At 45.3% G+C, this 14565-nt stretch carries 11 protein-coding genes; 7 read left to right on the top strand and 4 right to left on the bottom strand.

Annotated elements, in window-relative coordinates:
- The first annotated feature begins 217 nt into the window (after nucleotides 1-217).
- From glnK to KL866_RS11640, 4 genes are all read left to right on the top strand, one after another.
- Nucleotides 218-556 (top strand): P-II family nitrogen regulator, encoded by a 339-nt coding sequence (gene glnK / locus KL866_RS11655; protein WP_012516988.1) that lies wholly within the window; start codon nucleotides 218-220, stop codon nucleotides 554-556.
- Between the two features lie 32 nt (nucleotides 557-588).
- Nucleotides 589-1833, top strand: a complete 1245-nt coding sequence (locus tag KL866_RS11650) for an ammonium transporter (protein WP_025256828.1) — start codon at nucleotides 589-591, stop codon at nucleotides 1831-1833.
- 220 nt (nucleotides 1834-2053) lie between these two features.
- Nucleotides 2054-3745 (top strand): gamma-glutamyltransferase, encoded by a 1692-nt coding sequence (gene ggt, locus KL866_RS11645; protein WP_025256827.1) that lies wholly within the window; start codon nucleotides 2054-2056, stop codon nucleotides 3743-3745.
- 180 nt (nucleotides 3746-3925) lie between these two features.
- Nucleotides 3926-4852 carry a Dyp-type peroxidase gene (locus tag KL866_RS11640; RefSeq protein WP_025256826.1) on the top strand — a complete coding sequence of 309 codons (927 nt, stop codon included), beginning with the start codon at nucleotides 3926-3928 and terminating at the stop codon, nucleotides 4850-4852.
- 72 nt (nucleotides 4853-4924) lie between these two features.
- Here KL866_RS11640 and KL866_RS11635 read toward each other — a convergent pair whose 3' ends face one another.
- The 4 genes from KL866_RS11635 to KL866_RS11620 form a co-directional block, all read right to left on the bottom strand.
- Complete coding sequence (locus tag KL866_RS11635; protein WP_025256825.1) at nucleotides 4925-6001, bottom strand: adenylate/guanylate cyclase domain-containing protein; 1077 nt, start codon at nucleotides 5999-6001, stop codon at nucleotides 4925-4927.
- 166 nt (nucleotides 6002-6167) lie between these two features.
- Nucleotides 6168-7448 (bottom strand): glutamate-1-semialdehyde 2,1-aminomutase, encoded by a 1281-nt coding sequence (gene hemL, locus KL866_RS11630; RefSeq protein WP_025256824.1) that lies wholly within the window; start codon nucleotides 7446-7448, stop codon nucleotides 6168-6170.
- A gap of 4 nt (nucleotides 7449-7452) precedes the next feature.
- A complete protein-coding gene (locus tag KL866_RS11625; protein ID WP_214995179.1) occupies nucleotides 7453-8466 on the bottom strand; it encodes an aspartate carbamoyltransferase in 1014 nt (337 codons plus the stop codon).
- Between the two features lie 164 nt (nucleotides 8467-8630).
- Nucleotides 8631-9278 (bottom strand): TetR/AcrR family transcriptional regulator, encoded by a 648-nt coding sequence (locus KL866_RS11620; RefSeq protein ID WP_214995152.1) that lies wholly within the window; start codon nucleotides 9276-9278, stop codon nucleotides 8631-8633.
- Between the two features lie 128 nt (nucleotides 9279-9406).
- On the opposite strand from KL866_RS11620, the gene KL866_RS11615 reads away from it, so the two are divergent.
- The 3 genes from KL866_RS11615 (at nucleotide 9407) to KL866_RS11605 (ending at nucleotide 14563) form a co-directional block, all read left to right on the top strand.
- Nucleotides 9407-10546: an efflux RND transporter periplasmic adaptor subunit gene (locus KL866_RS11615; RefSeq protein ID WP_214995151.1), complete on the top strand. Its 1140-nt coding sequence runs from the start codon at nucleotides 9407-9409 to the stop codon at nucleotides 10544-10546.
- The gene (locus KL866_RS11610; protein WP_214995149.1) at nucleotides 10546-13692 is read left to right on the top strand and encodes an efflux RND transporter permease subunit; all 3147 of its coding nucleotides are present in this window, start codon (nucleotides 10546-10548) and stop codon (nucleotides 13690-13692) included. Before KL866_RS11615 ends, KL866_RS11610 begins: the two co-directional genes overlap by 1 nt.
- A gap of 163 nt (nucleotides 13693-13855) precedes the next feature.
- Nucleotides 13856-14563, top strand: coding sequence for a DUF2982 domain-containing protein (locus tag KL866_RS11605; protein WP_025256819.1), 708 nt, complete (start codon nucleotides 13856-13858; stop codon nucleotides 14561-14563).
- The last annotated feature ends 2 nt before the right edge of the window (nucleotides 14564-14565 follow it).

The raw sequence follows: 14565 nt of genomic DNA, 5'->3' as shown, positions 1-14565 counted from the left end.
ACCTTACCTCAATACTTTATCCTGTCGCTTCATAATTGGGCATTTTTATGTTCATGCACCATTTCTGTGCATTATTTTTGTGCATGGTTTCGCTATTTGTGAGTATGTATCTGATTTATATGGTTAAACATTTGTGGCATGGCTCTTGGTTTATCTTCCCATAGTTGGAAACTCGAACATAAATCACAGAATAACCAAAACAAACTGGGAGCAACTCATGAAACTAGTCACAGCGATCATCAAGCCGTTCAAGCTAGATGATGTTCGTGAAGCCATTTCAGAAATCGGTATTGACGGTTTGACCGTGACCGAAGTGAAAGGCTTTGGACGTCAAAAAGGACACACTGAACTATACCGCGGAGCGGAATATCAGGTGGATTTTCTACCTAAAGTCAAACTGGAAATTGCTGTTCAGGATGATCAAGTAGAACGCCTGGTAGAAGCCATCGTTGGCGCAGCCAAAACAGGCAAAATTGGAGACGGCAAGGTGTTTGTTTACGACCTTGAACACGCCGTTCGTATTCGAACTGGTGAGTCGGACAGCGACGCGCTGTAAGCCACAACGATATATTTGCGGAGAAAACCATAATGGAAATCACTTTTGAACTTGGGTATGCGCTAGATACCTTTTATTTTCTAATCTGCGGTGCACTAGTTATGTGGATGGCTGCAGGTTTTGCAATGCTTGAAGCGGGTCTTGTTCGAGCGAAAAACACCACAGAAATTCTAACTAAAAACGTGGCACTATTTGCTATTGCTTGCACCATGTACATGATTTGCGGCTACGGTATTATGTATGGCGGTGGCGACTGGGGACCATTCCTAAGCGGTATCATGGGTGACGGCGCAACGGGTGTAGCTGAAGATCCAGCAACATACGCACCTTCTGCAGACTTCTTCTTCCAAGTAGTATTTGTTGCTACAGCAATGTCTATCGTATCTGGTGCGGTTGCTGAGCGTATGAAGCTTTGGGCATTCTTAGCGTTCGCAGTTGTTATGACTGGTTTTATTTATCCTATGGAAGGTGCTTGGACATGGGGCGGTGAAGCGGTATTCGGTATGTATACCCTTGGCGACCTTGGTTTCTCTGACTTTGCAGGTTCTGGTATTGTTCACATGGCTGGTGCCGCAGCTGCTCTAGCTGGCGTACTTGTACTAGGTGCTCGTAAAGGTAAATACACTGCTGACGGCAAAGTAAATGCTATCCCAGGCGCTAACCTACCGCTTGCAACTCTAGGTACATTCATCCTTTGGATGGGTTGGTTTGGTTTTAACGGTGGTTCAGTACTGGCTACTGCAACTGTTGAAAGTGCAAACTCAGTAGCAATTGTATTTATGAACACGAATGCTGCAGCTGCAGGTGGTGCCATTGCTGCACTTATCGTAGCACGTATTCTATTCGGTAAAGCTGACCTTACAATGGTACTTAACGGTGCGCTAGCTGGTCTAGTGGCAATTACAGCCGAACCATCTACGCCAACACCTCTACAAGCTACCCTATTTGGCGGCCTAGGCGGTATTTTAGTAGTACTAAGTATTGTTTCTTTAGACAAGGCTAAGATTGATGATCCAGTGGGCGCTATTTCAGTTCACGGTGTTGTAGGTCTACTTGGTCTTATCCTTGTGCCTTTCACAAACGATGGCTCAAGCATCACGGGTCAGCTAATTGGCGCAGCGACTATCTTTGTATGGGTATTCGTAGTGAGCCTTGTTGTATGGCTAGCGATTAAAGCAATAATGGGTGTACGTGTTAGCGAAGAAGAAGAATTCGACGGCGTAGACATGAGCGAGTGTGGTCTAGAAGCATATCCTGACTTCACAAGTGGCCGCTAGTAAGAGAGTCTCGATTAGGCAAATAAACCAACGATAATAATGCCTTATTACTTCGTTTAAGCCCCGCACTTGCGGGGCTTTTTTCGTGATATAGAGTGCACTTTTCATAGTGAGTGGGCTAAGGAAAAGGGCCTAGGCGTAATGTGACAATAAGGCTACACTATGGTGTATTTCGCCATGTTAGATTTTAATTGGCGACGTTTTTAGTAAAAGGAACCTTATGATTGTAAACGTACGACTTCTACCCTTGATACTCATTTTCTTTAGTGTCAGTTGTTTGGGTTATGACAGAATTACGGGGCATCCTTTTGCAAGTCGCTCGGAAGTCATTGCAAAAAATGGTATGGCAGCGACCAGTCAACCTTTGGCCACCCAAGTGGCTTTGGATATTTTAAAACAAGGCGGTAGTGCGGTAGACGCAGCCATTGCTGCCAATGCTATGCTGGGTTTGGTTGAACCCACAGGTAGCGGTATAGGCGGTGATTTGTTTGCCATTGTATGGGATGCGAAAGAAGAGAGCCTAGTAGGTTTAAATGCCTCGGGCCGTTCACCTAGACAGTTAACCAAAGCGGTGTTTGCCGAGCGTGGTTTGCATCAAATCCCCAAATTTGGCCCATTGCCGGTATCTGTACCTGGCGCCGTTGATGGCTGGTTTGCGCTACACGAAAAGTTTGGCAAGCTGCCCATGTCAGCGCTGCTTACGCCATCTATCAAATATGCTCGTGAGGGTTTTCCCGTTTCAGAAGTCATCGCCTACTACTGGCAGATGAATTATGAGCGAATTGGCCATTACGACGGTTTCGCAGAAACTTTCCTTATCGACGGTAAACTACCGCAGAAAGGCGATGTATTCAAAAATCCTGGGTTAGCAGTGACGTATGAAAAAATTGCAACCGGGGGAAGAGATGCTTTTTATAAAGGTGACATCGCGCGCACCATAGATGCCTACATGAAGTCCCAAGGCGGTTTTCTGTCGTACCAAGATTTATCCTCGCACGCGTCTGATTGGGTCGAGCCAGTTTCCGCAAACTATCGCGGATATGACGTTTGGGAGCTTCCACCTAACGGGCAAGGTATAGCTGCACTCCAAATTCTAAACGTGCTAGAACACTACGATATCGAAGGAATGGGCTTTAATTCTGCTGACTACATACATACCTTCGTTGAAGCAAAAAAGCTTGCTTTTGAAGATCGCGCTAAGTTCTATGCTGATCCAGACTTTAATGAGATTCCAGTCGACTGGCTGATTTCGAAAAAGTACGCTGCTAAACGCCAAAAGCTTATTGATAATGAACGTGCAGCAAACCGGGTTGATGCGGGCATCTATGAAGGAGATACTGTTTATCTCACGGTTGCTGATAAAGACGGTAATATGGTGTCTTTAATTCAAAGTAATTATCGCGGAATGGGATCAGGCATGACACCGCCTGGCCTCGGCTTTATCCTCCAAAATAGAGGTGAAATGTTTACCCTTGAAGAAGGGCACTATAATGAGTACCGCCCAGGTAAGCGTCCATTTCATACTATTATTCCGGCTTTTTTAACAAGAAACGGTAAGCCGGTGATGAGTTTTGGCGTTATGGGTGGGGGGACGCAGCCTCAAATGCATGCACAAATTATCGTGAACATTCTTGATTTCGGTATGAACTTGCAGGAAGCGGGAGATGCTCCTCGCATACTACACAGTGGTTCAAGTAGCCCAACTGGGGCGCTTATGACCGATGGCGGCTATGTGAGTTTAGAGTCGGGCTTTAGCGAAACCGTTCAGCGTGAACTTATGGAGCGTGGTCATAGGCTTCAGCGTATCGTTGGCGCGTACGGAGGTTACCAGGCAATCGCTTGGGATGAGCAAAAAGGGGTGTATTTGGGCGCCTCTGAAAGTCGAAAAGATGGACAAGCAGCTGGCTATTAAGCAAACTGGTGCAAATATTGAGCGATGGAATAACGTTTCATCGAACACTGCTTCACTTGAAAAGGGTTTAAGTTTGAAGTAGTTGCTATAGTTAATAGAAAGATTCGCAACACAAAGCGCGGCGAATGGTCGCCAGCAGCGAAACGTCTTAATGAGGCGTTAATAACAACAAGAGCGGCAATGACACAACCACAAAAAGGCCTTTGCGCTGAGCCAAATTTACATGCACAGTATTTATTACTGAACGTGATTGATGATGATAGTCAAGCAGTGCGGGCTAAACTTTCGCGCGTGCTGGATGTTTTTGAGCATTTTGAAAATGAACATTACGAGGCCATGGTAACGGGAGTTGTAGCCATTGGTACTGGCTATTGGGCTGAAGTTTATCCCGGCCTCATTCCTATTGAACTAACCCCTTTCCCAGATATGCAGTGCGAGGATAGAAGTGCCCCGACTATGCCTTGTGATATTTTCATTCAAATTCGCGCAGACCGCTTAGATATATGTCATGCAGTGGGTATCGAAGTGATGGATCTCTTGCGCATTCACGTTGAACTTGTAGAGCAAGTGCGCGGGTTTAGGTACCTAGACGGGCGTGATCTCAATGGATATTTATACGGTGCCGATAACCCTCGCGGTATGAACCGGCGTAAAGTGGGAATAATCGGTGAAGACGACCCCGATTTTAGCGGTGGCAGCTATGTACACGTTCAGCGCTATCGCCATGATTTAAGGCGCTGGAATAGCCTTTCAAGTCGTCAGCAAGAACAAGTGATGGGAACCACACAAGAACACAACTTGGTAAGTAGTGAACAGTCTGAGTCTTCACATTGTGTAAGGGCAAGCTCAGTTGGTCCCGATGGTGATGGTCCAAGACTAATAAAACAAGGTATGCCATACGGCGATCTGGCTTCTCAAGGTTTGTTCTTTGTAAGCTGCAGCGCTAGTGCGCGTCCGTTTAAACAGATGCTACATAGCCAAATATACGGCAACGGTGAGGGCGATTACGACCGCTGGTTAGATTTCACAAGTGCTGAAACAGGCGCCGCGTTTTTTGCGCCATCGGTAACTTTTATTCGCCAGCAGGCAAAGCTCTCAGAAAGCTAAAAGAATGAACCTATACTGCAGTTTTACTGCTAAAGGTAAGTGGTGTCACTGGCAACTAATGCCGATAGATTGTTAGAGAACAAGCGCGCCGTCCCAATCAACTGCAAGGTCTAAATTCCTATAAACTCGGCATACATCAAGATGGTGGTGGGCCAGTGAGTCATCAGGGTTCATAGCAAGTGCAGTTTCAAAAAAAGCAATGGCCTCATCCCACTGTTGATTAATTCTACACGCTACCCCTGCGGCTATTTTAGTTTGTATACTCAGTTTTCTTTCCCGTTCTTCTTCTGGAAGATGGCTTAATACTTCATATATTTCGATTGGCGTTTTACGCCCCTTTACCCTTACCCAATCTAGCAAACGTGTATGAACAGGGTATCCAGGGCCTATAATTTGAAGCACTTGAGCACTAACTATGATGTCGGCTTGATACTTTGGTGTTAGCGCTTCTAAACGTGATGCGATATTTACGCTGTCACCAATTACTGTGGTATCCATTCTATCTTCCGAGCCCACCGTTCCCATAATGACGGGGCCAAAATGAATGCCTATTCCCATGTTGATAGGTTCGTAATCGCAGTTTTTTCTATGCCCATTGTAAACAGTAAGTGCTTTACGTAAATCCAGTGCTGCTTGAATTGCATCTAGTGCTTTTTGTTGAGGAGTGCCTCCTTGGTGGTCGAACAGCGCCATAATGCCGTCGCCCATAAATTTGTCAATAAAACCACGATTTTGGTGAATGGGGTCGTTCATACGTGTGAAGTATGAATTAAGAAAATTCATTAATTCCTGAGGAGTGATGCGCTCGGAGAAACCAGCAAACCCACGAATATCACAAAACATAATAGCGACATCATTTTCAGCTGCATAACCAAGCTCAAGTGACTCGACATCGGTGGTTGCCATATGTTCAACGAATTGCCTAGGGACAAATTTTTGAAAGGTTTGCGTAAGTTTTAAGGCTTCATCGGCTGCTGCTTGAAATTTAGCTTCATCTGCGGCCTGAAGTGTGGCGGCATGCCTACCAGTGTTGCGAGTAAGCGCTTTTTTTAGACGATACTTAAAGCGTCTGCTACGTCTGACATAAAGAACGCTGATAACAACGCTATAAACAATAAGAGCGAGAAGCGCAGTTTTTTGCCAATCCATTGCTAACCAAACCTTTTAAAATCTCAACGAAAAACAGTAAAAAGAGAATAAAAATTGAGCTACCAAGAAAGTATAAAGGAGAATTCGGCGTTAACATATTACTTTTAATTACATTTACAAAATATGCTAGCGCCGAGCTTGAATAAACGATTAAGAGGCAATTAATTTACAAATTTGAGAACACTTTATCTGCTGCTGCCAGTGTTTTTTCAATGACATCAACATCGTGTGCTTTAGAGACAAAACCTGCTTCATAGGATGCGGGGGCTAAATAAACACCTTGCTCTAACATACCGTGATAAAACCTATTGAATTGTTCTGTATTGCAGTTAATCGCCTGCTTATAGTTAGTAACTTTCTCTACGTCAGTAAAGAATATCCCAAACATGCTGCCTGCAATATTAGTAGTTAGACTAATATTGTGTTTGTCTGCCAGAGCTTGGAACCCATCAACTAACATTTGTGTATTCTCAAAGATAGAATCGTAGAGATCAGGCTGTTTAATTTGGGTTAATGCTGCAAGGCCTGCCGCCATGGCCACAGGGTTTCCTGATAAAGTGCCTGCTTGATACACAGGGCCTGTTGGCGCTATATGAGTAATAATATCACGACGTCCTCCAAAACAGCCCACGGGCATACCGCCGCCAATAACTTTACCTAAGCAGGTTAAGTCAGGTTTGATATTATAGCGTTCCTGAGCACCGCCACGAGATACGCGGAAACCAGTCATTACCTCGTCAAATATAAGTACACTGGCGTACTCATCGCAGATTGCACGAAGCCCCTCAAGAAAGCCCTCTACAGGCGGGATGCAGTTCATGTTCCCTGCTACTGGCTCAACAATGATACACGCGATATCGTCACCATGAGCTTCAAAAATTTCTTTTACGCTATCGAGGTTGTTGTATTCCACTGTAAGCGTGTGTTCAGCAACGTTTGCTGGTACACCAGGAGAGCTTGGTACACCAAGGGTTAACGCGCCAGAGCCTGCTTTCACTAACAGTGAGTCAGCGTGCCCGTGGTAACAACCCTCGAACTTAACGATTTTGTTTCGGCTTGTGTAGCCGCGTGCTAAACGAATGGCCGACATGGTGGCTTCTGTGCCAGAGTTCACCATGCGCACCATTTCCATCGACGGAACCAGTTCGCTAACAAGTTCTGCCATGATCACTTCGGCTTCGGTAGGCGCTCCGAAAGAAAGACCGCTATGTGATGCCTCAATCACTGCTTCGCGAATTTTCGCATTGTTGTGACCTAATACCATCGGCCCCCAAGACTGGATATAGTCAATGTATTGTTTACCGTCCGCGTCCCACATATAAGCACCATCAGCTTTGGTAATAAAGCGGGGTGTGCCGCCCACTGCTTTAAAAGCGCGAACAGGTGAGTTTACGCCACCGGGAATGGTTTTCTGGGCGCGGGTAAATAGGGCTTCAGATTTTTGCATGTAATTACTTACTCTTGTTGCTGTACCAAACTACGTCGCGCTCGTACTTGGTGAGAAGGTTCTCCACACCAAGAGTAAGCGCAAACAAGGCCATTCTTACGAGCACACCGTTGTCGGTTTGCCTGAAGATAGCTAAGTTTGGATTAAGGTTTAGATCGTTATCTAGTTCGTTGGCTTCCATACGAGAATCACGGGGAAGTGGATGCATAATAACGGTCTTCGACTGAAAGTGTTTCGTATAAATCGACTGATTTAGGCGGAACTTACCTCGGTATTTGTTCGCTTCTTCTTGAGAAGGGAAGCGCTCTTCTTGAATGCGTGTTTGATAGCATATATCCGCATCCATACTTCCTTCGAGAGTTTCTGTGATAGTAAGCTGGTGTCCTGCGTTCTCAATAGCGTCAATAACTGGTTGAGGCATGGCCAATTCTTTTGGCGATATTAACGTAAAGCGAATATTTTTAAACAAACACAGCAAGCGTGATAAAGAATGCACGGTTCGCCCGTAACGTAAATCGCCAATCATCGCTATGTGCAAACCGTCAATGTTGTGACCGTTATATTCAAGCTCACGCTTAATAGTGAAAAGGTCTAACAGTGCTTGAGTAGGATGTTCGTTTGCGCCGTCGCCCCCATTAATTACAGGAACACGGCTTCCTTCAGAGAACTCGGCAACAGAGCCTGCGGCAGGGTGTCGCATAGCAATAATGTCTGAGTAGCCGCTTAATACCCGAGCTGTGTCATAAAGCGACTCGCCTTTAGCGAGTGCAGAGCTCGACATGCCCGTAGTTTCTCTTACTTCACCGCCTAAAAGATTAAAAGCGGTACCAAAGCTCACGCGAGTACGCGTACTTGGTTCGAAGAAAAGATTTCCGAGAATAGCGCCGTCTAGTACGGTTGTGCGCTTTTGCCGCTTAGCATAAGGCTTCATGGAATTGGCGACTGAGAAAACTTTCTCAATGGCCTCGCGATCGAATTGATTAACCGAAAGAATATGGTTACCGGTAAAGTCAGACATGCGCTTCTCAATCATCAACGAAAACGCCGCTAGTTTATAATACCGCTGTTATTAAGTCATTAGGGCAATTCAAATCTCGCCTTACGTTTTTCTATGATTGACGAATTATTGAAATGGTATTTGCGCTATGTTGAAAAGTATCTTTAATTTACAGCAAACACCGCTTAGCTGTGTTGCTGAGTATAGTGAGTGAAAAGCAGTAGAATTTTTTCAGCGGCGCTATTTACGTGCGCTGTGATCTCTTCGTCTTTCAGCGGGGATTGTATGCCGCAAAGCATCATGGTGTGGTATTCGCCTTTAAGCAACGCGCAAAAATCCACGGCCAGTTGCTGAGCAACATCTGCGTTTAAACTGCCTTGCCCAAATTTTTCAATAACATCGCTTAGCGTAGCGAGTGATGCTTCAGGGCCTGCTTGATAAAACAGTGTAGCCACATGTGGGCTATTTACCGCTTCAGCTATAATTACGCGATATATGGCAATAGCGTCAGGGTCTTGTAATAGGCGAACAAACTGACAGCCTACTTTTTGTAAGCATTCAAACAATGAGAGAGAGCCTGACGTGGCGTCAATAAGTTGCTGAGTATCGAGTTGATATGACCTGCATTTCGAGGAGATTGCCGCTTTAAATAAGGCATCTTTGTTTTCGAAATGAGAGTAAACGGTTTGTTTAGACACCCCGGAAGCTTTTGCCACTGTGTCCATTGACGTATTGGCAAACCCTTCCTTAAGAAATAAGCGGGATGCTGCATGCAATACAAGGTAGTATTTCTCTTCACTCTTTGGACGACCTTGCTTTCTTGTTGTAGCCACGTATGTTCTCACTTTACTACAGAATATTAAATATCAAACTGGACGGTCTAGTATTTATATACTAGCATAGCACAATAAGTATGCAAATATAGCCGAAAGCGCTCGCAAAATTGGTTAAAGGAACTGTTATGACTGCTGTAAATACACCGACGAAAAGTGGCAAATTCACGTTAATAATTTCGATTGCCGTTTTTACAGCAGCATTGGTGATTCTTTTAATGACTGCTGGTTTTGGCAACGCGACCCAAACGCCTGAGGCAAGATTGCCTGTAGCGGTTTCGACAGGCACGGTAGCGATTCAGTCTGGCTTTGAAACGCCTATTAACGTGTTTGGGTTAGTTGAATCTCCCAAAGCAACGTCTGTTTCTTTTGATGTAGCAGGCCAAGTTACGCGAGTACTTGTTGAAGAAGGCGATGTGGTGAGTAAAGGCGACATTCTAGCGCAGCAAGATATTCAACGCCTAAATGCCAGAAAGCGAGAACTTCAAGCGGCGATAGAACGGGCAAATGCGGACCTAGCTCTTGCCAAGGTCAACAGTGATAGAACCACTTCATTGGTAGAAAGAAAGTTAGAGTCGGCGCAACGATTAGATGAAGCAAAAGCGAGCTTAAATGTAGCTAAAGCTCAAGTTAGTGAAATGCAGGCAGCCCTCGAATCTCTAAAAGTAGAGCTGGAAAAAACGACGCTAATTTCGCCTTTTGATGGCGTTGTAAATCGCCGGTTTTTTGATGAAGGTAGCGTGGTTAGCGCAGGAAGCCCTGTGTTTGGTATTACGAGTATCGACAACTATCAAGCTCGCTTTGCTGTGCCCGCTGACGTTGTAGAGCAATTCGACGTAAATGAACCCGTACTTGTGCGTGTAGGAGATATGGACGTGGCAGGTACAGTGTCGCAGCGCCTTCCCATACGTAATGTACAAACACGAACAGTAGATATTCTTGTCACTCTTAATAGTAACGAACGGGTCCGTCCTGGTGATATGGCGATATTGTCTGCTTTCCGCTCTCACTTTGAAACAGGGGCTTGGCTGCCGGTAAACGCACTAAGTAATGGACTTAGAGGCTTATGGCGTGTTTTTGTATTATCCAGTGAGTCAAACGCCTCCTTAGAAGCGCGTGTTGTAGAAGTAGTTTACACTGATGGAAACAAAGCGTTTGTTCGCGGCGCGCTCAAAAATGGAGATATTTACGTTAGCGAAGGCACCCATAAATTAGCGCCGGGGCAAATGGTAGCCCTACCCAGTCAACACCAAGCTGGGGCGTATTAATGAAGTCATTCAATTTCGACACCGATAAATCCTACCCGTGGTACACCCTCTTTTATCGACGCGGTCATTTGCTGGTTTTAAGTTTGTTGATTTTGATTACTGCGGGGTTATCAGCTTTAGGCTCATTGCCGCGAATAGAAGACCCTCGAATTGACACACGAAACGCACTGATCATTACCCAGTATCCTGGTGCATCTGCCGAGCGCGTTGAAGCACTAGTCAGTGACGTACTTGAAGACAGGTTGCGAGAAATATTTGAAATTAAGGAAGTGAAATCGACTTCTCGCGCTGGTATTTCTATTATTTTGATTGAGACGCAGGACTGGATTGATAACACCAGTAATGAACAGCTGTTTAGTGAAATTCGCGATGCAATAGGTGCTGCCGCTGAGTCATTCCCAGAAGGCGCTATGGCACCAATATTTGACGAAAAACGCGGTGCAACTGCTTTTACCTTGTTGCTTTCTGTTCGTGCCGATCATTTTGAAAATACTCCTATTACGCTTACTGCACGATTAGCCCAAGAACTTACCGACCGTCTTCGCAATGTTAACGGCACTGAGTTAGTGCGTGTATATGGCGCACCGCAGGAAGAAATTAGTGTAAACATAGACCCTATAAAACTTGCCGCTACCGGTCTAACACTACAGCAAGTCAGTAATGGAATTAGTCGTGCTGACCCCAAACTGCCAGCTGGTATGTTGAACACCGAACAAAGTAACTTACGTTTTACAGTGGGGGAGGGCTTAAATGGTGTAAACATGATAGCCTCAATTCCCCTTGTCAATGAGCAAGGGCGCTATTTGCGAGTAGAAGATGTCGCCTCGATTGAGCGCAGCTACACTACACCTCGGGGCGAGATAGCCCTTTTAAATGGTGAAGAGTCCATTTTTGTAGCAGCCCGCATGCAGCCTTCACTGCGCTCTGACGTGTGGACCGAAAGTGCTTTAGCAGTGGTAGAGCAATTTAATAAAGATTTCAGCGGAACCCTAACCGCTACTGTGGCATTTGAGCAAAACGAATACACCGCTACTCGCCTTGCCGACTTATCGATGAATTTGTTGATGGGGTGTGCCGTTGTTATGATGGTCATTCTACTTTTCATGGGGTTTCGCGCAGCGTGGATTGTTGGCTTAGCACTTCCATTGTGCGCTGCTTTTGCTCTGTTTTCGTTAAGTTTTTACAATGAGCAAATACACCAAATGTCAATTTTTGGCATGATCATCGCCATTGGCCTGCTGATTGATAACGCCATTGTAATTACCGACGAAATACGCATTAACTTACAAGACCCTAACCTAACGCGGGTGGGCGCCATGGCAAAAAGTGTTTCTCACTTATTTGCGCCACTTTTAGCTTCAACACTTACTACCATTCTCGGCTTTATGCCTATCTTTCTTCTTGATGGAAATATAGGTGATTTTGTAGGACCAATAGCGATAAGCGTGGTCATGGCGCTCATTGGCTCTCTGTTTATTTCACTGACTATTATCGCCGCACTAGCCGCACGATTTTTACCAAAGCACGACAATGCTTCGCAAGGCGAAACCGTATCTAATACGTGGTGGAAGGTAGGGCTTCAAGCGCCGCAGTTGAGTTTAGCCTTCAAGAAGCAGTTGGGGCGCTGGATAAAACAACCCATTCTAGTGCTACCGGTTGTGGCCTTGCTGTGCTTGTCGGGCTTTGTGCTCTCTTCAACTCTCGCTAGCGTGTTTTTTCCAAGTGCAGATAGAGATCAGTTTGAAGTTTATCTGTGGACGAAAGAGGGTAGCAGTATTGATAACACCACTAACTACGTAAAAAAAATTGATGCTGCTATTCGCAGCGCGCAAGGCGTGAAGCAAGTTAGTTGGTTGGTGGGAGGCTCTGCGCCGTCGGTGTACTACAACCAGATGATGACCCGTGACAACATGCCTTACTTTGCGAATGCCGTCGTGTCGACCCAAACGGTAGAAGACGCCGCAGCGCTGGTAGGTAAGTTGCAGCATTCGCTCGATAACGAATACCCAGAGGTACAAATTGTAGTGCGAGCTTTCGGGCAAGGCCCGCCTATTGCCGCGCCAGTCGAGGTAGAAATCTTCGGGCCGGATCTTAATGTACTGAACGACTTGGGCGACAAGGTACGTATGTTGATGTCACAAGTTGACGGCATATCTCAGTCCATCACTAGTATTTCTATGGGCGAGCCCGAGCTTAAAATAAATGCAGACAGCGATAGCCTATCCTACCTCGGCTTAACGCTTTTTGAGCTTGCCAATCAAATGCAGATTAACTTCTCGGGTATTACGGGTGGCTCGGTACTGGAAAGTACTGAAGAAATTCCGGTTAGAGTAAGACTGGAAGAAGCGTACAGACAAAATGTAACGGGTGTCGATGCAATGCCTATTCCTGTAGCTGGTGATAATGCTATTTCGTGGTCACCACTGGCTGCAGTAACCAATTTAACGCTACAGCCTGCAACCAGCAGCATTACTCGTGTGGACGGAGAAAGGCTTAACCGTATACAAGCATTTTTACTTCCTGGGGTTCCTCCGATTGATGCCAGTAACCAGTTAAGAGATTTGCTTGAAAGCCGATTAGTGTTGCCGGAGGGCTATAGGATCCATTTGGCTGGCGATGCTGATGAACAGCAGCAAGCATTAGGTAAGCTTGCCACTTATGCCCCTGTTTTATTGGTACTGATGATAACAACATTGATTCTAACGTTTACAAGCCTGCGTATGGCAGGCGTAATTGCTCTTGTCGCCATACTCTCGGTAGGGCTAGGAATGTTTAGTTTATGGATTTCTGGTTTGCCAGTAGGGTTTAATCCATTGCTTGGTTGTGCAGGACTTATCGGTGTTGCGATTAACGGCTCGATAGTGGTCATTGCCGCAATCAATGCTAATCCAAAAGCAAAACAAGGTGATACCAAGGCTATTGTTGAAGAAACCATGAGCTGTAGCCGTCATATACTTTCGACAACGTTTACGACGGTAGGTGGTTTAATTCCGCTGCTATTATTCAGTGAAGGGAGTTTCTGGCCGCCACTGGCTGTTGTGCTTGCAGGTGGTGTAGGTTTCTCGGTTATCTTGTCTTTAGTATTCACCCCAACTATAGTGGCGACATTTCAACGATATCGTTACAGAAACCACACATTAGCTTAATTTTACGGTTAAACTATCCCTTTCTAATGAGCGTATAAGAGGGGTTATCAGCGTATGCGAAAATCAAATCCAATATTACGCTGGTGGCAAACTGACTGCGTAAAATGTAAACGCGTTAGACTTTATATCGTTTGGGCCGTAATCATGTTGGTGGTGTACTTGTATGTCTGGCACTAGTGTTGAATCTATCTTTATCCGAGCAGCGTCGAAAAGCAATGGCATTACTAGCCTAGTATTGGGCTGTGTCGGGCTATTTGTCGCAGCCTTGTGGCTGGCTTTTTTACCAGATTGGTTGTTTTTAGCAGGTATATTCCTAACAAGCGCTGCACTGGTATGTTTGTTAGTTGGTTATTTTAAAGTACGCGAGCCAGACTACAGCTTGGAAATAGCAAAAGACTATATTACCTATCGCCATCGTCTTGGCAGCTGGCGAATTCATTGGGACAACTTACAGCGTGCAGATTGCCCACGTGTGCGCCATGGTTTAGAACACGTTCCCCTAGAAACCATAGGTTTTAAAATTAAAAGTTACACTGACTTTTTAAATACCATATCACCTAGGCTTGCTACACATTTACTGATGGAGCAGCGACCTCTGCTAATGCAAAATACAGATGAAGGCTGCGCGTCGGGAAGCTGCTACGAGCAATCAATGTTCGATGATAAGCAATATGTTATGGAAGACGGTACCATTATTAAAGGAATAAAAGCCATGTTAGCTCACCGCATGGTAGAGCTACGAAAACGGCTCGGTTTTGATATTTTTATAGCAAGTTCAGAGCTAGATAGGGACGCCAGCGAATTTGCTAGGTTAATTGCCGAGTGCCAGCAAACACGGCAATCTTTTCACGAGGAGAATGCCACGCAATAACC

It is taken from the genome of Alteromonas sp. ALT199, assembly GCF_018619335.1.
Classification (GTDB): Bacteria; Pseudomonadota; Gammaproteobacteria; order Enterobacterales; family Alteromonadaceae; genus Alteromonas.
The sequence above is the reverse complement of the archived record's forward strand: the minus strand, read 5'-3'. Positions and strand labels throughout refer to the sequence as shown.